Source organism: Rhabdothermincola salaria (genome assembly GCF_021246445.1).
Lineage (GTDB): Bacteria > Actinomycetota > Acidimicrobiia > Acidimicrobiales > Acidimicrobilacustridaceae > Rhabdothermincola_A > Rhabdothermincola_A salaria.
Genome location: NZ_JAJQXW010000002.1, coordinates 50,948 through 69,826, shown reverse-complemented (window position 1 = coordinate 69,826; position 18,879 = coordinate 50,948). Strand labels below are relative to the sequence as shown.

At 71.2% G+C, this 18,879-nt stretch carries 16 protein-coding genes; 9 read left to right on the top strand and 7 right to left on the bottom strand.

Annotated features, from left to right (window positions below):
- Nucleotides 1-15: 15 nt before the first annotated feature.
- The gene (locus LUW87_RS09615; RefSeq protein WP_232670959.1) at nt 16-942 is read right to left on the bottom strand and encodes a Rieske 2Fe-2S domain-containing protein; all 927 of its coding nucleotides are present in this window, start codon (nt 940-942) and stop codon (nt 16-18) included.
- 109 nt (nt 943-1,051) lie between these two features.
- Entirely contained in the window at nt 1,052-2,656 is a 1,605-nt protein-coding gene (locus LUW87_RS09610) for a FadD3 family acyl-CoA ligase (RefSeq protein WP_232670958.1), read from the bottom strand.
- A 200-nt stretch (nt 2,657-2,856) separates the two neighbouring features.
- On the opposite strand from LUW87_RS09610, the gene LUW87_RS09605 reads away from it, so the two are divergent.
- Complete coding sequence (locus tag LUW87_RS09605; RefSeq protein WP_232670957.1) at nt 2,857-4,488, top strand: AMP-binding protein; 1,632 nt, start codon at nt 2,857-2,859, stop codon at nt 4,486-4,488.
- 160 nt (nt 4,489-4,648) lie between these two features.
- Here the strand turns inward: LUW87_RS09605 and LUW87_RS09600 are convergent, their stop codons facing one another.
- Both LUW87_RS09600 and LUW87_RS09595 read right to left on the bottom strand, forming a co-directional pair.
- Entirely contained in the window at nt 4,649-5,440 is a 792-nt protein-coding gene (locus LUW87_RS09600; RefSeq protein WP_232670956.1) for an enoyl-CoA hydratase-related protein, read from the bottom strand.
- A 130-nt stretch (nt 5,441-5,570) separates the two neighbouring features.
- Nucleotides 5,571-6,848: an amidohydrolase family protein gene (locus LUW87_RS09595; RefSeq protein WP_232670955.1), complete on the bottom strand. Its 1,278-nt coding sequence runs from the start codon at nt 6,846-6,848 to the stop codon at nt 5,571-5,573.
- A 167-nt stretch (nt 6,849-7,015) separates the two neighbouring features.
- On the opposite strand from LUW87_RS09595, the gene LUW87_RS09590 reads away from it, so the two are divergent.
- The 6 genes from LUW87_RS09590 (at nt 7,016) to LUW87_RS09565 (ending at nt 12,643) form a co-directional block, all read left to right on the top strand.
- Nucleotides 7,016-8,359 (top strand): ABC transporter substrate-binding protein, encoded by a 1,344-nt coding sequence (locus LUW87_RS09590; protein WP_232670954.1) that lies wholly within the window; start codon nt 7,016-7,018, stop codon nt 8,357-8,359.
- Between the two features lie 36 nt (nt 8,360-8,395).
- Nucleotides 8,396-9,049: a TetR/AcrR family transcriptional regulator gene (locus LUW87_RS09585; protein WP_232670953.1), complete on the top strand. Its 654-nt coding sequence runs from the start codon at nt 8,396-8,398 to the stop codon at nt 9,047-9,049.
- A 30-nt stretch (nt 9,050-9,079) separates the two neighbouring features.
- Nucleotides 9,080-9,922 (top strand): MaoC/PaaZ C-terminal domain-containing protein, encoded by an 843-nt coding sequence (locus LUW87_RS09580; RefSeq protein WP_232670952.1) that lies wholly within the window; start codon nt 9,080-9,082, stop codon nt 9,920-9,922.
- 99 nt (nt 9,923-10,021) lie between these two features.
- The gene (locus tag LUW87_RS09575; RefSeq protein WP_232670951.1) at nt 10,022-10,693 is read left to right on the top strand and encodes a GntR family transcriptional regulator; all 672 of its coding nucleotides are present in this window, start codon (nt 10,022-10,024) and stop codon (nt 10,691-10,693) included.
- 85 nt (nt 10,694-10,778) lie between these two features.
- Nucleotides 10,779-11,567, top strand: coding sequence for an SDR family NAD(P)-dependent oxidoreductase (locus LUW87_RS09570; RefSeq protein WP_232670950.1), 789 nt, complete (start codon nt 10,779-10,781; stop codon nt 11,565-11,567).
- Nucleotides 11,568-11,644: 77 nt separating this feature from the next.
- On the top strand, nt 11,645-12,643 hold the full coding sequence (locus LUW87_RS09565; RefSeq protein ID WP_232670949.1) for a phosphotransferase family protein: 999 nt from the start codon (nt 11,645-11,647) through the stop codon (nt 12,641-12,643).
- Nucleotides 12,644-12,695: 52 nt separating this feature from the next.
- Here the strand turns inward: LUW87_RS09565 and LUW87_RS09560 are convergent, their stop codons facing one another.
- Together LUW87_RS09560 and LUW87_RS09555 are read right to left on the bottom strand one after the other, a co-directional pair.
- A complete protein-coding gene (locus tag LUW87_RS09560) occupies nt 12,696-13,667 on the bottom strand; it encodes an acyl-CoA dehydrogenase family protein (RefSeq protein ID WP_232670948.1) in 972 nt (323 codons plus the stop codon).
- A 1-nt stretch (nt 13,668) separates the two neighbouring features.
- Nucleotides 13,669-14,859, bottom strand: a complete 1,191-nt coding sequence (locus LUW87_RS09555) for an acyl-CoA dehydrogenase family protein (RefSeq protein ID WP_232670947.1) — start codon at nt 14,857-14,859, stop codon at nt 13,669-13,671.
- 135 nt (nt 14,860-14,994) lie between these two features.
- Between LUW87_RS09555 and LUW87_RS09550 the strand changes: the two genes are divergently transcribed.
- Nucleotides 14,995-16,761 carry a DEAD/DEAH box helicase gene (locus tag LUW87_RS09550; RefSeq protein WP_232670946.1) on the top strand — a complete coding sequence of 589 codons (1,767 nt, stop codon included), beginning with the start codon at nt 14,995-14,997 and terminating at the stop codon, nt 16,759-16,761.
- Between the two features lie 31 nt (nt 16,762-16,792).
- Here LUW87_RS09550 and LUW87_RS09545 read toward each other — a convergent pair whose 3' ends face one another.
- Nucleotides 16,793-17,530 carry a hypothetical protein gene (locus tag LUW87_RS09545; protein ID WP_232670945.1) on the bottom strand — a complete coding sequence of 246 codons (738 nt, stop codon included), beginning with the start codon at nt 17,528-17,530 and terminating at the stop codon, nt 16,793-16,795.
- A 94-nt stretch (nt 17,531-17,624) separates the two neighbouring features.
- Between LUW87_RS09545 and LUW87_RS09540 the strand changes: the two genes are divergently transcribed.
- A complete protein-coding gene (locus LUW87_RS09540) occupies nt 17,625-18,860 on the top strand; it encodes an amidohydrolase family protein (RefSeq protein ID WP_232670944.1) in 1,236 nt (411 codons plus the stop codon).
- The last annotated feature ends 19 nt before the right edge of the window (nt 18,861-18,879 follow it).

The window sequence follows — 18,879 nt, the reverse complement described above, 5'->3', positions numbered from 1 at the left end:
GGTCGGGGCATGCCATCAGGATGCGTAGAACTGGTCGGCCCACTTGCGGAACTCCATGATCGGCTTCTCGCTGGGGGCCAGGGCGGGCACCGTCAGGAACGTCTTGTGGGCCCAGATCGGGATGTCCTGGTCGAACTGGCGCTCGACCTCGGCGGCGAACCCGGGCGCGATCTTGCCGGCGATCTCGCTGCCGTCGGTGTAGAAGGTGAAGCGCACCCGGCACGACTCGTCGTCGATCGGGGTGGTGGACGACACCTGGGTGACCCGGCCCATGAGGTCGAAGTGGACGATGCCCACGCCCGGGCCGCAGCTGTTGGACTCGATGGTGCCGGGGAAGTCGCCCCGGGCCGAGCGGAACACCTGCTCGCTGCGCACGGTGCGGAAGGGGCCGTCCATCGTCATCTCTCCGATGGGGCTCACCTGGCCGGTGCCGTGGACCGACTTGAAGTGGGCCATGTCGACGGAGTTCTCGGCGATCTCCTGCCACACGGTGGGCACCACGCGGTCGAGGCGGCCCACCTCGACCATGTCGTCGGTGATGCGCTGGGGCACCTCGAACGTGGGCGTCACGTCGCGGTCGGGGTGGTACCAGGCCAGCAGGAGCCCGTTGCGCACCATGGTGGGATAGGTGCCCAAGCGGGCCTTGCGGTTGGGTCGGTCGGCGTAGGGGATGGCGACGTTGGTCCCGTCGGCCCCGAACGACCACTCGTGGAAGGGGCAGACCAGGCAGCCCTCCTCCACCCGGCCGCCGACGCCGAGGTGGGCACCGAGGTGGGGGCACACGGAGTCGACGGCGTGGTGGTGCTCGCCGTCGAACCAGACGACCACCTCGCGTCCGAAAGCCTCCACCGTGGTGACCGCCTCGGTGAACTCGTCGGTGCGGGCCAGACCGAACCAGCCGATCGGCAGGGGGCGGGGGAACGGGGTGCGCTTGGAGGCCACGGCGCGAGCTCCTCGTGGTGGGGGGGGACGCCACCGCCCGAACGGCGAAGACGCATCAAATATACAAGATGGGGACGTCCCCATCCTGCCCCGCGGTGGCGACCCCGGGTCAGCTGTCGAGGGAGGCGATGCCCTCGTCGCGCAGCTGGAACTTGAGCACCTTGTTGCTGGCGTTCATCGGGAGCGACTCGACGATGCGCACGTGCCGCGGCACCTTGTAGTTGGCCATCTGCTCGCGGCACCAGGCCACCAGCTCCTCCTCGGAGAGCTCCGCACCCGGGCGCAGCACCAGGAAGGCCATGCCCACCTCGCCCATGCGGCGGTCGGGCACCCCGACGACCGCCACCTGGTTCACGGCGGGGTGGCGCAGGATGACGCCCTCGATCTCGGCGGGATAGGCGTTGAAGCCGCCCACGATGAACATGTCCTTGATGCGGTCGGTGATGGTGAGGTTGCCGGCATCGTCCATGACCCCGATGTCGCCGGTGTGCAACCACCCGTCGGCGTCGATGGTCTCGGCCGTCGCCTCGGGGTTCTCGAAGTACCCGGGCATGACCACGTAGCCCCGCACGACGACCTCGCCGGCCTGGCCGGCGGGGAGGGGGTTGCCGTCCTCGTCGATCACGCGCACCTCCACGTCGGGGATGGCCCGCCCGGAGGTCTGCGAGATGATCTCGGGGTCGTCGCCGTGGCGGCACATGGTGGCGATGCCGTGGACCTCGGTGAGGCCGTAGCCGGTGACGATGGTCTTGAACGTGAGCTCCTCGCGCATGCGCCGGATCATCTCCACCGGCACCGCCGCCGCCCCGGTGACCGACAGGCGCAGCGACGACAGGTCGTGGTCGTTGAGGTTCGGGTGGTCGAGCATCGTCTGGTAGATGGCCGGGGGTCCGGGGAGCATGGTGACCTTCTCCTCCTCGACCCGCTTCATCACCGCCGGGACGTCGAACACGGCATGGGGGATGATCGTGGCGCCCTTGAGGTAGGCGGCCAGGATGCCCGAGTTGAGGCCGAAGGAGTGGAAGAAGGGGTTGACGATCAGGTACCGGTCGCCCTCCTCCAGGCCCACCACGCTGGCCCACGACCAGTAGGCCCGCACCAGGCTGCGGTGCAGCATGGGGGCTCCCTTGGGGGCGCCGGTGGTGCCCGAGGTGAACAAGATGCTGGCCATGTCGTCGCCGTCGATGGCGGCGGCCCGTTCGGCGGCGGCGTCGGGTGCCACCGAGGCGGCGCGGGCGAGGAAGTCCGACCACCCGACGGTGTCGCCACGGGCCGGGCCCCTCAGCACGACGACCTCCTCCACCGACGGCACGTCGCCGCGGTCGCCCAGCATCTCGACGTAGTCGGTGTCGAGGAAGTCCGACACCGTGAACAGCAGCCGGGCGCGCGAGGTGTTGAGGATGTAGGCCGCCTCGGGCCCCTTGAACCGGGTGTTGAGCGGCACCAGCACGGCGCCGACGCGGTGAACGGCCGAGGCGGCGACGACCCACTCGGCGCAGTTGGGGGCCCACATCGCCACCCGATCGCCGGGCTCGATGCCGCTGGCGACGAGGGCTCGGCCCGCGTCGTCGACGGCGTCGAGCAGCTGCGGGTAGCTGAGGCGGAGATCGCCCTCCACGAGGGCCTCGAGCTCCGGGAACCGGCGGGCCGCTCGCTCGAGGGCGCCGCCGACGGTGGTGGGCAGGTCGTCGGGAACGGGGATCTCGTCAGTCACCCGTTCAGGATCGCACGATCTGCGCTCGCACGTGGACGGTGCGGGCGGAGCGGTGCACCGGGGGAGCGGTGAGCGCCTCGGGGGCGCGAGCGGCGTCGCGGACCCCCGGACATCCGGATTGGATACATGATGCACGTAGGGTGGCGTCGTTCGGCAGGGGTGTCGGACTCGGCCTCCGACGAGCCCACGAAGGGGACTACATGGCTGGCGACGTCTGGGTGAGTGGCGAGCAGACCACGATCATCGAGCTGTTGGAGCATCGACTCGAGACGGATCCCTCGAGCGAGTACCTCGACGTGTGCGGCACCAAGGTGTCCGCCGCCGAGGTGCACGACACGGCGCGCCGCCTGGCCACGGCGCTCGCCGACCTGGGGGTGACCAAGGGCGACCGGGTGGCGACGCTCATCGAGAACTCCGCCGAGGCGATGTTGGCCTGGTGGGGGATCGTGTGGACCGGCGCCATCGCCGTGCCCGTCAACACCGCCTACAAGGGCGACTACCTGCGCCACCAGCTGCACGACTCGGGCGCCACCGTGCTGGTGGTCGAGGCCGATCTGGCCGACCGGGCCCAGCGGGTCGCACCGGACCTGCCGGACCTGGGCCACGTGGTGGTCATCGCCGCGGAGACGCCGACCATGGGGTCGGCGACGGTCCACACCTGGGCCGACCTGCTCACCGCCGACGCCGCCCCGCCGAGCGTCGACATCCGCCCGTCGGATCTGGGCACCTTCATCTACACCGGCGGCACCACCGGTCCGTCCAAGGGCTGCATGCTCAGCCACAACTACCACGAGGCCCTGACCCGCCAGATCGGGATCTGCTGGGAGCGCACCGCCGACGACGTGGTGTGGACGCCGCTGCCGCTGTTCCACTTCAACGCCATCACCACCGCGGTGCTCGGCCCGTTGGTGTGGGGCGGGCGCTCGGCCATCTACCGGCGGTTCTCGGTGTCGAACTTCTGGCCGGAGATGAACCGCACCGGGGCCACCGTCACCTCCACGTTGGGGACCATGGCCTACCTCCTGGCCCACGACGTCGACCGCCCCGAGATGCCCCGGTCGGGGGCACCGGAGGCCAACACGTCGCTGCGGCTCATCGGTGCCGCCCCGATGCCCGTCGAGGTCGACGACGTCATCCGCGAGCGCTTCGGGGTCACCACCTTCAGCGGCGCCTACGGCGTCACCGAGGCCAGCCTCATCTCCTGGCAGCCCCACGGCGTACGCAACAAGCCCAACGCCGCTGGCGTCATCAACGACGAGTACTTCGACGTGCGCATCTTCGACGACGACGACAACGAGGTGCCGCGCGGAACCGAGGGCGAGATCGTCATCCGGCCCAAGCGCCCCGAGGTGATGTTTGCCGGCTACTGGGGTCGGCCCGAGGCCACCGTGGCCACCAGCCGCAACTGGTGGTACCACACCGGCGACATCGGCCTCGTCGACGACGAGGACTTCCTCTTCTTCGTCGACCGCAAGGCCGACTACCTGCGCCGCCGGGGCGAGAACATCTCCAGCTTCGAGGTCGAGCGCATCCTCATGGGCCATGGCGCCCTCGCCGACGTCGCCGTGCACGCCGTGCTCAGCGAGCTCACCGAGGACGACCTCAAGGTCACCGCCACCGTCGCCGAGGGCCAGGCCGTCACCGAGGAAGAGCTCTTCCGTTGGTGCGTCGACGAGCTCCCCTACTTCGCCCTGCCCCGCTACATCGAGTTCCGCGCCGAGCTCCCGCGCTCCCCAGTCGGTCGCGTGCTCAAGCGCGAGCTGCGCGACGAGGGCGTCACCGACGCCACCTGGGACGTCGACGCCGCCGGCATCACCTACGACAAGCGCTGACCCCCCCCTCGCGTTCTTGCATGAGAACGGCGTCGTGGGGCACGCCGAAACCATGCAAGAACAGATCGTTGGACGTTCTTGCATGAGAACGGCGTCGTGGGGCGCGTCGAAACCATGCAAGAAGCGTGGGGTGGGGTGGGGTGGGGTGGGGTGGGGTGGGTCAGGGCTGGCGGGTGCGGCGGGCCAGGGAGTCCTGAAGCGCGGTGACGCGACCCGGGAGGTCGGGGTCGGCCATGGAGCGGCGTTGGGCCTCGAGCTCGAGGGCCATGGCCTCCTCGGCGCTGCCGATGGCGAGGCTGGCGTCGAGCGTCTGCTTGGCCCGGAGCACCGCGGCACGGGGGCGGCCGGCGGCGCGTCGCGCCAGCCGCAGCGCGGTGGGCACCAGGTCGTCGTCGGCGACGCAGCGCCAGGCCAACCCCTTGGCCTCGGCCTCGGCGCCGTCGAGCACGTCGCCGCACAACGACAGGGCGGCGGCGCCCTGGCGACCCACCCGGTCGACCAGACGCCACAGCTGGCCGCCGCCCGGGTGGATGCCGAGGTCGAGCAGACGGGGATCGAAGCGGGCCGCCGGCGAGGTGACGACCACGTCGCAGGCCAGCGGCAGGTTGACCCCGGCGCCGATGGCGGCGCCGCCCACCGCGGCCACCGTGACGACCGGGCAGTCGGCGAGGGCCACGAAGCCGGTGTAGGTCTCCTCCAGCGTGGCCCGGGGGGTGATGAGGTCGTCGAGGGCGCCCCCGGCGCAGAACACCGGGCCGGCGGCGCACAGGACGATCGCGCCCACGCCCGACGCGAGGGCTCCCTCGACCGCGGCGCCGAGGTCGAGGGAGAGCTCGATGCTCAGGGCGTTGCGGTGGTCGGCGTCGTCGAGGGTGAGCACGGCGACGTCGCCGTCGACCAGCTCGAGGCCCACGAGGGGGTGGCCGGCGGGGCGGGTGATCGTGGGGGTCATGGCTCCATCATCGACGTTCGTGGTGGCGGGCCGGTTCGCACGCGCTCCGGCCCCACCGGGAGGAACCTCGGTTCCTTCGTCGTGGGGCCGGGTGGGGACGAACGGGTTCGGGCGACCGGGTGCGGTCGGTTCAGGCGGTGGGGGCCAGCTTGCCGATCTCGATGCCGACGTGCTTCTCGCGGCGGCCCTTGTCGTAGGACTTGGTGGTCACGTCGTGGCCGCGGGCCTTCTCGCGCAGGGCGCCGACGGTGGACTCCTCGCGGGTGCGGCCGTTGGCGAACGGGTCCCAGTGGTACCAGCGCATGGCGTTCTCGTAGCCCATCTTGTGCAGGTCGGCGTCGGGGACCCCTTCGGCCACCTCGGCCAGCTCCTCGGGAGCGAAGGGCCACGAGGAGTCCGAGTGCGGGTAGTCGAGCTCCCAGGCGATGTTGTCGATGCCGATCTCGTCGCGGAGGCCGACGCCCACCGGGTCGGCGATGAAGCAGGTGAGGAAGTGCTTGCGGAAGATGTCGCTCGGCCGCTGGTCGCCGAAGTCCTGGCCGGTCCAGAGGTGGTGCATGTCGTAGGTGCGGTCGGCCCGGTCGAGGAAGTAGGGGATCCAGCCGGTGCCGCCCTCGGACAGGGCGATCCTGATGTCGGGGAACTGCTTGGGGATGCGCGACCACAGCAGGTCCGCCGCCGCGTAGGCGATGTTCATGGGCTGCAGGGTGATCATGACGTCGACCGGCGCGTCGGGGGCGGTGATGGCCAGCTGCCCCGACGAACCGAGGTGGATCGACAGCACGGTGTCGGTGTCGCACACGGCCTTCCAGAGCGGGTCCCAGTGGTCGCTGTGGAAGCTCGGGTAGCCCAGCGTGTAGGGGTTCTCGGTGAAGGTGAGCGAGTGCACGCCCTTCTTCGCCAGACGACGGACCTCCTCCGCGGCCAGCTCGGGGTCCCAGAGCACCGGCAGGCCCATGGGGATGAAGCGGTCCGGGTAGGCGCCGCACCACTCGTCGACGTGCCAGTCGTTGTAGGCCCGCACCACGTCGAGGGCCAGGTCCTTGTCGTCGCAGGCGGCGAAGAGGCGCCCGCTGAAGGCGGGGAAGGACGGGAAGTTCATGGAGCCGAGCACGCCCCCGGCGTCCATGTCCTTGACCCGCTCGTGGACGTTCCAGCACCCCTCGCGGATCTCGTCGAAGGCCGTCGGCTCGATGCCGTACTCCTCCTTGGGTCGGCCGGCCACGGCGTTGAGGCCGATGTTGGGGATGGTGGCGCCCTCGAACACCCAGACGTCGTCGCCGGCGTCGTTGCGCTCGACGCGGGGGAAGCGGTCCTTCCACTTGGCGGGGGTGTGGTCGTCGAACATGTCGGGCGGCTCGACCAGGTGGTCGTCCACGCTGATGAGGATCAGGTCGTCGGCATGCATGGTGGGTGCCCCCTACAGGCTGGAGTCGGGGTGCGCGGCGGCGCGCACCCGTTCGTGGAGTGAACCGTAACTCAATTGACTGAACCCTGCTACGTTCGGGCCCGCGGAGCCGAGTGGGTCCGCGCCACACCTCGGCGGCAGAGGCCGTCGCGAGCACGGGGGAACCAGTGAGCAACGACGAGATCGAGTACGCCCAGCGGATGTTCCCGGCCCCGGTCGACCTGGGCATCGCCCAGGAGGACCGCGCCGTCACCAACGTGGCCCACGGCACCCGGGCCCACCTCGAGGGGGGCTCCGGCGAGGCCGACACCCAGTACTGGTGGCAGGGCGGGGGCCCGGCGGTCGACGACGCCGTGCAGAACATCACGATCTATCCGCCGACGCGTGGCCTGCAGACCCAGGGGGACCCCTTCGAGCCGGTGAAGATCGGGATCCTCATCGACATGGACCTCAACCAGCTGCTCGCCGACTGGATCGATCCGACCATCCTCGCCATCGAGGACGCCCTCAACGAAGGGGTGTGGGCCCGCAGCCCCGTCCAGCTCGTCATCGCCGACGCGCGCGGCCTCCCTCGTGAGAACTACCGCAAGGTCATCGACGGCTACACGTGGCTCGTCGAGCAGGGCTGCGTGGTCGTGCTCGGGCCGATGATCTCCGACAACTGCCTGGTGGTGCAGGACACCGCCAACGAGCTCGGCGTGGCCTGCATCGGCTGGACGGGCGCCCACAAGTACGCCTCGGAGTACAACTTCACCGTCGCCAACGGCGACATCCCCACCGAGGGCGTGATGTGCGCGCAGTGGCTGGCCGCCCAGGGCCACGAGAAGGTCGGCCTGTTCTGGGAGGCGGGCTCGTCCGGCAAGGACTACGCCGACTACTTCCGCGACGAGGCTCTGCGCCAGGGCATGTCCGTCGTGCGTGAGGTGAAGCTCGAGCCCAACCCGGTGGGGCTCGCCGACGACCTCGCCATGATGCGCGACCTCGGTGTCGAGGGCATCTACTACGGGGGCTACGGCTACGCCACGTTCCACTTCGCCGAGGCGTTCAAGGCCATCGACTGGGATCCGCCCCGCGTCATGGGCACCGCCTTCATGTTCTATTCGAACTCCAACAAGTGGGCCGAGGGCCTCGAGGGCTGGCACGGGGTCGACCAGCTCGGTGAGGACGGGGCCAACCCCAACTACAACGCCCTGATCGAACGGTTCCAGAAGCGCTTCGGCCGCAAGACCGGCAACGTGGTCATCGCCCTCGCCTACGACACCGCCCGGGCCGCCATCCACGGCATCGCCAACGCCGCCATCCCCCATCCGCGCTGGGTGAAGGAGGGCCTCGAGAAGATCCGCTGGATGCCGGCCACCAACGGTGGCCCGGGCTGCTACGTGCAGTTCGGCCCCTACGATCACAAGGGCTACAAGGGCGACTTCCTCACCATCCGGGAGCTGCGCGGCGGCGAGCTGCGCTTCGACGGCTACCACCGCCCGGAGTGGCCCAGCAACAACGCGGCCGGATGACCCGGCCGGCGCCGACCCCCGACGGACCGTGATCGTGTGACCCCCCAGCCCGAAGCCGCCCTCGACGTCGCCGGCCGCCGTGAGCAACGCCGGGCCCGCCAGCAGGAGCTGGCGCGCCAGCAGCTGCTCGACGCGGCCGAGGAGGTCTTCGGGGCCAAGGGGTTCCACGACACCACGCTGAAGGAGGTGGCCGGCCTCGCCGAGTACTCGGTGGGGTCGGTCTACTCCTTCTTCGCCAACAAAGACGACCTGTTCCTGAGCATCTGGCTGCGGCGGGGGGCGGACTTCACCCCCGGCATCGAGGCCGCGGTCGCCGCCGCCGCCGATGCCCTCGACGCCCTGCACCGCATCGTCGACTTCGAGGTCGGCTTCTTCCGGGCCCACCCGCACTTCGGGCGGCTCTACCTGCGCTCGGCCGGCACCACGGTGCTGTCGCCGGAGATCCCCCGGTCCCCGGAGCTGTCCGGCAACCTCCAGCGGGTCATCTCGCTGCAGGCCGACGTGATGGCACGGGGCCAGCGCGAGCGGTCCATCCGCCCGGGAGACCCGTGGGCCATGGCCCGGGTGCTGAGCGGTCTGGTGCAGGCCTTCCAGGGCATCGACCCGGAGGTGGTCGGCGGATCGTCGGCGGGCCGCATGTCGCTCGACGAGCTCCACGCCATCGTCGACGGTGCCTTCCGGGTGCCATGATCGTCGTCACCGAACGACCCAGGAGCTGAGATGCCCATCAACCCCGACGCCGTCGGCGCCACCGCCGACCCGGTCGAGCAGAGCTGGACCTCCAAGGACGCCCTCCTCTACGCCCTCGGCGTGGGCGCCGGCACCGACGAGCTGCAGTTCACCACCGAGAACACCGCCGACACGCCCCAACGGGTGCTGCCCACCATGGCGGTCGTGTTGATGCTCGGGGGCACCGGTGCCCTGCGCGAGATCGGCTCGTTCAACCCGGCCATGCTGGTCCACGGCTCCCAGGCCATCGAGCTGTACGGCGAGATCCCGGTCGAGGGCACCGTCTCCAACCAGGGCACGATCACCGGCATCTACGACAAGGGCTCCGGTGCGCTCGTCGTGGCCGACGTGGTCTCCACCGACGTGGCCACGGGCAAGCCGCTGTTCAAGAACACCACCTCGCTGTTCATCCGGGGCGAGGGCGGCTGGGGCGGCGACCGTGGGCCCTCGACCGACGCCACCCCGCCGGAACGGGCGCCCGACCACGTGGTCACCTACGCCACTCGTCCCGACCAGGCCCTGCTCTACCGCCTCTCCGGCGATCGCAACCCGCTGCACTCCGATCCCACGTTCGCGGCCAAGGGCGGCTTCGACCGGCCCATCCTCCACGGCTTGTGCACGTACGGCTTCACCGGACGGGCCTTGCTGCACAGCCTCTGCGAAGGCGACCCCGCCCGGTTCACCTCCATGACGGGCCGCTTCGCCAAGCCGGTCCTCCCGGGCGAGGAGCTCACCGTCGAGATCTGGTCCGACGCCGCGGGCGAGGCGGTCTTCCAGACCAAGGGCGGCGACGGCCGGGTGGTCATCGACACCGGCCGCTGCACCTTCGCCTGAGGCGCAGACCCCTGGTCTTCGCCGATGGTGGGGCCGGGGCCGGAGCGCCCGGCCCCGCCATCGGCCAAGGTTGGATTTGATATTTCGTATACTCGCCCGATGGACCGACGCAGCAGTGGTGACCAGGTCGCCGCCCACATCCGCCGGATGGTGTTCGACGGCGACCTGCGTCCGGGTGACCGTGTGCGTCAGGACGAGATCGCCGAGAACCTCGGTGTGAGCCGCATCCCGGTGCGCGAAGCCATCATCGCCCTCGACCGCGAGGGATGGGTCACCATCGAGCCCCATCGGGGCGCGTACGTCAACGGCCTCGATCCCGACTACGTCCGCGACCACTACGAGCTGTTCGGCTCGATCTTCGCCCTCGTGGCCCGCCGGGTGGTCGAGCGGGGCGACGCCGCCGGCATGGCCGACATCGTGGCCGCATCGGCCGACGTCGCGGCCGCCCAGGACCCCGAGGCCTTCAACCTCGCCAACCGGGCCTTCCTCGGTGCGCTGCACCGGGCGGCCCGGGCTCCCCGCCTGCGCTCCGTCGCCCGGGTCATGACCAGCATCGTGCCCGGCAACTTCTTCGCGGTGGTGCCCGGAGCCCTCGAGACCCAGCGCGAGGGGCTGGCCGCCGTCACCCGCAGCCTCGAGGCCGGCGATGCCGACGCCGCCGCCGAGGAGTTCCGCCGGGTGCTGGCCCGCCAGGGCGACGCCGTGGTGGCGCTGCTCGACGGGCGCGGCCTGTTCGCCGACACGGGCGAGCGCGACCTCGCCGCCCGCTGACCCCGATCCGCCGCCCGCCCACCCGGTGGCGCCGGCCCCTGGGTCGGTCGTCGCTCTCGTCGGGCCCGTCCCCCGTGAGGAACCCATGACCGCTCCCACCGTCCCCGACCCGACGAACCGCGTCGCTCTCGTCACCGGCGCCGCCTCCGGGCTCGGCGAGGCCACCGCTCGGCACCTCCACGCCCTCGGCCATCCGGTCGTGCTGTTCGACCTGAACGCGGAGGGGCTCGACGCCGTGGCGGCCGACCTCGGGGATCGGGTGGCGGCCGTGGCCGGCAGCGTCATCGATGCCGACGACACCCAGCGCGCGGTCGACGCCGCCGCCGACCTCGGCGGGCTGCGCATCGCGGTGGCCTGCGCGGGAGGTGGGGCCCCGGCCTCGCGGGTGGTCGACCGCAAGGGCAACCCCCACCCGCTCGACTCCTTCACCCAGACCCTCGACCTCAACGTGGTGGGCACGTTCAACACGCTGCGCCTGGCGGCGGTGGCCATGAGCGCGCTCGAGCCCGACCCCGACGGCGAGCGGGGGGCCGTCGTGCTGGTGACCTCCGGTGCCGCCTTCGAGGGCCAGATCGGCCAGATCGCCTACGGGTCGGCCAAGTCGGCGCTGCTGGGCATGACGCTCATCGCCGCCCGAGACCTCTCCAGCCAGGGCATCCGGGTCAACGCCGTCGCTCCCGGGGTCATGGACACGGCCGGCTGGGCCCAGGCGCCGGCGGAGCTGCGCGACCAGCTGGCGGCCACCGTCCCCTTCCCGCACCGACTGGGGCACCCCGACGAGTTCGCCCGCCTGGTGCAGCACCTGGTCGAGAACCGGTACCTGAACGGCCACGTCGCCCGCATCGACGGGGGCCTGCGCTTCGGACCGAGGTAGCACCACGTGATCAGGCACGGCCTCGCGGCCTCGACCGGCCATGCTGGTGGTCGAGGCCGTTGGAGAGGAGCACTGGCGTGGCCGAGGTGGATGACCTGACGCTCGCCGATCCCGAGCGTCTCGCCCCGTGGCTCGACCAGGCGGGGGTGGCGCCCGGGAACGCGCTGGCGGTGGAGCCGCTGGTCGGGGGCGCGTCCAACGCCATGTTCCTCGTCCATCGAGGGGGGCACACGTACGTGTTGCGCCGTCCGGCCCAGGTGGCCGTGGACCGGGCCGACGAGGGCATGCGGCGGGAGTTCCGCTTCCTCTCGGCCCTCGCCGGGACCGACGTCCCGCACCCGGAGGCGGTGGCCTTCTGCGACGACAACGAGGTGCTCGGTTGCGCCTTCTACCTGATGGCCCGGGTCGAGGGCTTCAACCCGATGCCCGCTTCCTTGCCCCCTGCGTTCGACGACCCTGCAGGCCGGCGCGCCATCACCGAGGCCATGGTCGACGCGCTCGCCGCCCTGCACGACGTCGACTGGCGCGCCGCCGGACTGGGCGACCTCGACCGCACCGCCGGGTTCCACGACCGCCAGGTGTCACGGTGGGTGGGCCAGCTCGAGTCCTACGAGGGGCGGGACATGCCGGGCACCGACGAGATCGGCCGATGGCTCGACGGTCACCGTCCCACGAGCTTCGTGCCCACGATCATGCACGGCGACTACCACATGATGAACGTGCTGGTGGGCCCGGACCGGCCGGCCCGGGTGAGTGCCATCCTCGATTGGGAGACGTCCACCATCGGCGATCCGTTGCTCGACCTGGCCGGCTACTGCGAGATCTGGGCCCCCATGACGGACCCGGCCGACGGGTGGCCCGACCGGGCCGAGATCGTGGAGCGCTACGCGGCCCGTCGCGGGATCGAGGTCCCACCGCTGCGCTACCACCAGGTCCTCTACAACTTCCGCATGACGGTGCTGCTCGAGGGCATCTACCAGCGCTCGCTGAAGGATCCGACCCGGCCCGCCATGGACATGGTGGGCGATCAGGCCCTGCGCTTCCTGCGCCGGGCCACCGAGCTCGTCACCGGCTGATCCGCCCGCCCGCCCGGCCCCGATCGGGCGCCGATCGGCGGGCGGGCGCGCGCTACCCGACGAGGGTGTCGGCCACGGCCTCGGCGGCCCCGTCGGGGTCGCCGAACTGGGTCTCGAGGACCCATGCCCGCTTCAGGAAGAGGTGGGCGTCGACCTCCCAGGTGAAGCCCATGCCGCCGTGCACCTGGATGCCGGTCTTGGCGTTCTCGGTGCCGGCCTTGGCGGCCAGCACCCGGGCGCCGGCCACCGCCCGGGCCAGGTCTCCGGCCTCGGGCTCGTCCGCGATCACGCCGGCGGCCCACACCGAGGAGCGGGCCACCTCGGTGCGCACCAGGCAGTCGGCCAACAGGTGCTTGAGGCCCTGGAACGAACCGATGGGACGCCCGAACTGGTGGCGCTCCTTGGCGTACTCGACGGCCAGCGTGGTGCTGGCCTCGGAGTTCCCGACCAGCTGGGCCGAGGCGTAGAGCGAGCCCAGCAGGCGGAGGCGGGCGACGAGGGCGGCGCCGCCGATGGGGGCCTCGTCGGGGAGGGCTTCCACGACCGAGACGGGCGTGGCCGGATCGGTGGGGTGGTCGATGTGGCGGGCGGTGACCGCAGCGGCGGGCAGCACCCGCAGGCCGTCGTCGTCGACGACGACGAGGACGTCGGCGTCGCGGAGGTGCTCGACGACGATGGGCCCGTGGGTGGGCCGGTCGACGATGGCGGGCACGACCTCGCCCTCGAGGACGCCGGGGACGAGACCGGCCAGGAGGCTGGCGGCCACCAGCGGGCCGGGGGTCAGCGCCCCGCCCAGGGTCTCGTGCACCAGGACCATGTCGACGACCGGCAGGCCCACGCCGCCGTCGTCCTCGGGGAGGGCGATGCCGAAGGTGCCCAGCGCGGCCAGCTCGCCCCAGCGGGCGCGGTCGAAGCCGCCGGGCTCGCCGAAGGCGCGCACGGTCTCGGTGGGGAAGCGGTCGTCGGCGAAGCGCCGGATCATGTCGGTCAGGTCGCGTTGGTCGTCGGAGAGTGCAAAGTCCATGTCAGCGGGCCTCTCGGGGAAGACCGAGCACCCGCTCGGCGAGGATGTTCTGTTGGATCTGTGACGTGCCGCCGCCGGTGGAGACCCCGAAGCCGTGCAGCTTGCCGTGCACCTGGGCGCCGGTGGGCAGGCCGCCGATGTCGTCGAAGCTGAGCGACGCCCGGTCGAGGACGCGCAGGGCCAGGTCGCCGAGTCGGTGGACCAGCGCGCCGTAGGCGAGCTTGAACCCGGAGCCGCCGCTGATGGGGATGCCGCCCCGCTCGCCGGCGCTCACGTTGCGCTTGGTGAAGGCCCACAGGGCGTCGAGCTCGGCGGCCAGCGCACCGAACTCGCGCCGCAGACCGACGTCGTCCCACGCCGTGCCCGAGGCCCGCGGCGTCTGGCGGGCGATGCGGACCAGTTCGCCGTGCAGGCGGGTGGTCTCGAGCATCTCGCCCACGAACCCGGTGCCCCGCTCGAAGCTGAGGGTCACGTTGGCCACCCGCCAGCCGTCGTTCTCGGCCCCGACGCGGTTGGTCACCGGCACCCGCACCTCGTCGAGGAAGAGCTCGGCGAACTCGGCCGAGCCCTGCACGGTGACCAGGGGGCGCACCTCGATGCCCGGGGTGTCCATGGGCACGATGAGCCAGGTGATGCCCTTGTGCTTGGGGGCCTCGGGATCGGTGCGCACGAGCATCTCGCAGTAGTCGGCCACCTGGGCGTGCGAGGTCCAGATCTTCTGGCCGCTGATGACGTAGTGGTCGCCGTCGCGCACGGCCCGGGTGCGCAGGCTGGCGAGGTCGCTGCCGGCCTCGGGCTCGGAGAAGCCCTGGCACCACACGTGGTCGCCGGTGAGGATGCCGCGCAGGTGGTGGTCCTGCTGCTCGGGGGTGCCCTCGGCGATGAGCGTGGGGCCGGCGTGCATCTGGCCGACGAAGCCCACGCCGACGTCGGGGGCGCCGGCCCGGTTGGCCTCCTCGAGGAAGATCAGGTGCTCGGTGGGGGTGGCGCCCCGGCCGCCGTACTCCGCGGGCCAGTTGATGCCGGCGTAGCCGGCGTCGAACAAGAGGCGCTGCCACTGGGTGTCGCGCGTTCGGCGAGCCGGCCAGTCGGTGGGGTCGGGCTCGGGGGCAAGGGTGGGCACGGCATCGGCCAGCCAGGCCCGGGCCCGGGCCCGGAAGTCGGCGTCGGCCTCGGAATCTCGCAGCTGCACGGGTGGATCTCCTCGTGACGGAACCGTCCCTTTCTACAAGGCCGGGCGCACCCCCGAGGAGCCGGCACCTGGTTGCCGTAGGCTCGAACGTCGCCGTGCGCCCCCTCGCTCGGCTCAGGAAACGGAAATCGAGCCATGCCCCCCACCGCTGACCCCGCCGCTCCGGTCACCTTCGCCGACCTCGGCCTCCCCGACGAGCTGCTCACCGCCCTCACCGCCCTCGGCTACGAGGAACCCACGCCCATCCAGCGTGAGGCCATCCCCCCGCTGATGGAGGGCCGCGACCTGCTCGGCCAGGCGGCCACCGGTACCGGCAAGACGGCGGCGTTCGCCCTGCCGATCCTCGAGCGGATGGCCACCGTCGGCGACCGGGGCACCACCGCTCCGTTGGCCCTGGTGCTGGTGCCCACCCGCGAGCTGGCCATGCAGGTCTCCGAAGCGGTGCACAAGTACGGCCGGGCCCTCGGGGCGCGGGTGCTGCCCGTCTACGGCGGCCAGCCCATCGGTCGCCAGCTCCAGGGCCTCGGTCGGGGCGTCGATGTCGTGGTGGCCACCCCCGGGCGGGCCGTCGACCACATCAAGCGCCGCTCGCTGGTGCTCGACGACGTGGCCCTGGTCGTGCTCGACGAGGCCGACGAGATGCTCGACATGGGCTTCGCCGAGGATCTCGAGGCCATCCTCGGTGCCACGCCCCCCACTCGCCAGACCGTGCTGTTCTCGGCCACGCTGCCCTCTCGCATCGCCGGTCTGGCCAAGCGCCACATGTCCGATCCGGTGAAGATCCAGATCGCCCGGGAGGCCATCGCCGAAGGCGAGGCCCCCAAGGTCCGCCAGACCGCGTACGTGGTGCGCCGCGCCGACAAGGCGGCCGCGTTGGGCCGCATCCTCGATGTCGAGGCTCCCGGGGCGGCCATCGTGTTCTGCCGCACGCGGGGCGAGGTGGACGAGCTCACCGAGACCCTCAACGGCCGCGGCTACCGGGCCGAGGGCCTGCACGGCGGCATGAGCCAGGAGCAGCGCGACCGTGTCATGGGACGCCTGCGCAGCCGCACCGCCGACCTGCTCATCGCCACCGACGTGGCGGCCCGCGGCCTCGACGTCGACCACCTGACCCACGTCGTGAACTACGACGTGCCGTCCGCGCCCGAGTCCTACGTGCACCGCATCGGCCGGGTGGGTCGGGCCGGTCGCGAGGGTGTGGCCATCACGCTGGCCGAGCCCCGCGAGCACCGCCAGCTCAAGAACATCGAACGCCTCACCAAGCAGCAGGTCAGCGTCGAGAAGGTGCCCACCGTCGCCGACCTGCGCAACAAGCGCATCGAGATGACGCTCGCCACCCTGCGCGACACCCTCGTGGCCGACGACCTCGACCACTACCGCAGCGTGGTCGAGACGCTCTGCGACGAGTTCGACGTGATGGAGGTGGCCCTCGCCGCGGTGAAGCTGGCCCACGAGGCCACCGGCGCCGTCGAGGACGACCGCGAGATCGCCGAGGTCTCCCTCAAGGGCGACAAGCCGTCGGGCTACGAGGGCAAGAAGAAGTGGGACAAGCCGGGCAAGGGCGACAAGGGCACCGGGACGACCAACTGGGCCAACCGCGCCGAGTACGAGGCAGCCAAGAAGGGCAAGAAGAACAAGAAGAACAAGCACACCGGCAGCGACATGACGACGGTCTTCGTCGGGGCCGGCAAGGAGTCGGGTGTGCGCCCCCAGGACCTGGTGGGCGCCTTCACCGGCGAGACCGAGCTGAGGGGCGCCGACATCGGCGCCATCAAGATCTTCGACCGCTTCTCGCTCGTCGAGGTGCCCGACCAGGCGGTCGACGACGTGGTGCACACCATGGGCAAGGCCCTCATCAAGGGACGCAAGGCCAAGGTGCGCCGCGAGCGCGAGCGGGGCTGACCCCGGTCGCGCGCACGGCGACCTGCGTCGTCTACAGGTCCGACCAGCCCTCGTGGCGGTCGCTGCGGGCCGGCTGGCGGCCGATCTTCATGGGTGACAGCGGGGCGTCGGACATGAGGAAGCGCTCGAAGTCCTCGGCGCCCCACTGGATGTCGCGCCAGGCCCGCAGGCCCGGGTCGGCGTAGACGGCCTTCTCGAGCTCGGCCCACTGGGGCCACGACGGGATGGCCCAGATCACGATGCACTCGGTGTCGGCCCGCATCGAGGTCTTGAGGGCGCCGACCAGCTCGAGGCCGAAGGGGGCCACGGCGCCGACGGCCACGTCGCGCACGGCCGACAAGAAGTCGTCGGCCCCGCCGCGCTCGACCCGGTAGGTCTCGTGGGCGTAGGTGGTGCCCTTGACCCCGTCGGCGCACAGCTCGGTGATGGTGCGCGTCCACGGCGCGGGGATGAGCACCCGGTCGAAGCCGCCGTTGCGGTAGGTGGCCGCCTCCTTCCACCACTTCTCGAGCTTCACGTCCTGGAGGTTGGGGCGCCCGGTCTCGTGGCCGAGCCCGGCGGCCAGGCCGTCGAAGCCGTCCTCCTCCCACATGTTCACCACCTGCGGCCAGTGGCCGGTGGTGCCCACCGTGCCCCACACGCCGAAGCAGAGCTGGTTGCGCTCCTCCTGGCCGATGGGCGACCAGTTGGCGGTCATGTGGTGCATGTAGTTGGGCCGGTTGGCGCCCCGGATGTCGATGAACTCGTGGGTGTAGACCTTGTCGTTCACTGCAACCTCGTCAGATCGATCTGGTGCCGGCGGGTCGACGGCTCCCCTCCTGGGATCGTATATTGCATCCAACTCGAGTGGTGAGGTGCCAGCGATGACCCAGCAGTCGGAGATCACGGCGTCGGACGCCCTGCTCGAGCGGATCCCGCCCATCGTCGACCTCGATGCCCACGTCGTCGAGCCACCGGACCTGTGGACCAGCCGCCTGCCCGCCAAGTACCGCGACGTGGGCCCTCGCATCGTGCTGGCCCCGGCCCCCGACGCCATCGAGCTCGACGGGGCCGTGTACAAGGAGGCGCCCGGCACCAGCGGGCCCGACGTGGCCTGGTGGTTCTACGAGGACCACCGCGCCTCCATCAAGCGGCCCATCGCCGCCTCCGGCTACCCGGTCGAGGAGGTCACCATGAAGGGCATCACCTTCGACGACATGCGCCCGGGCTGCTTCACGGTGGCCGACCGCCTGGCCGACATGGACATCAACGGCGTCGAGGCCCAGCTCTGCTACCCGAACTACCCGCGCTTCGCCGGGCAGATCTTCTCGTGGGGGCAGGACAAGGAGCTGGGGCGGCTGTGCATCGAGGCCTACAACGACTGGCAGGTCGAGGAGTGGGCCGCCGAGAGCGGTGGCCGCCTCATCCCGCTGTGCCTGGTGCCGCTGTGGGACGTCGAGCTGGCCGCCGCCGAGGTGCGCCGCAACGCCGCCCGGGGCGTGCGGGCGGTGGCCTTCAGCGAGATCCCGGCCTACCTCGGCCTGCCGAGCATCCACTCCGGCTACTGGGACCCCTTCTTCCGGGCGTGCGACGAGACCGGCACGGTGGTGTGCATGCACATCGGGTCGGGCACCAAGACGCCGCAGACCTCGCCCGACGCGCCCGAGGTGGTGGGCGCCACCATCATCTTCGGCAACAGCGCCGCCAGCCTCACCGACTTCCTCTTCTCCGGGGTGCTCGAGCGCTACCCGAACCTCAAGCTGATGTACGCCGAGTGCCAGATCGGCTGGATCCCCTACGTGGTCGAGCGCTGCGACGACGTGTGGATGACCCACCAGTGGGCCCGCCGGGAGCTGAAGCTGGAGGAGATGCCGTCGTTCTACTACCGCCGCCAGGTGTTCAGTTGCTTCTTCAAGGATCCGGTCGGGGTGGAGCTCATCGAGCGCGTCGGCGTCGACAACGTCACCTTCGAGACCGACTACCCGCACCAGGACTCCACCTGGCCGCACTCGCGGGAGGCCGCGGCCATGCAGTTCGGCCACCTCGAGCAGGACGTGATCGACAAGATCGCCCGCAACAACGGGATCAAGCTGCTCGGTCTCGACCTCACGCCCGCCTGATGCCCGGCGTCACGTCGGC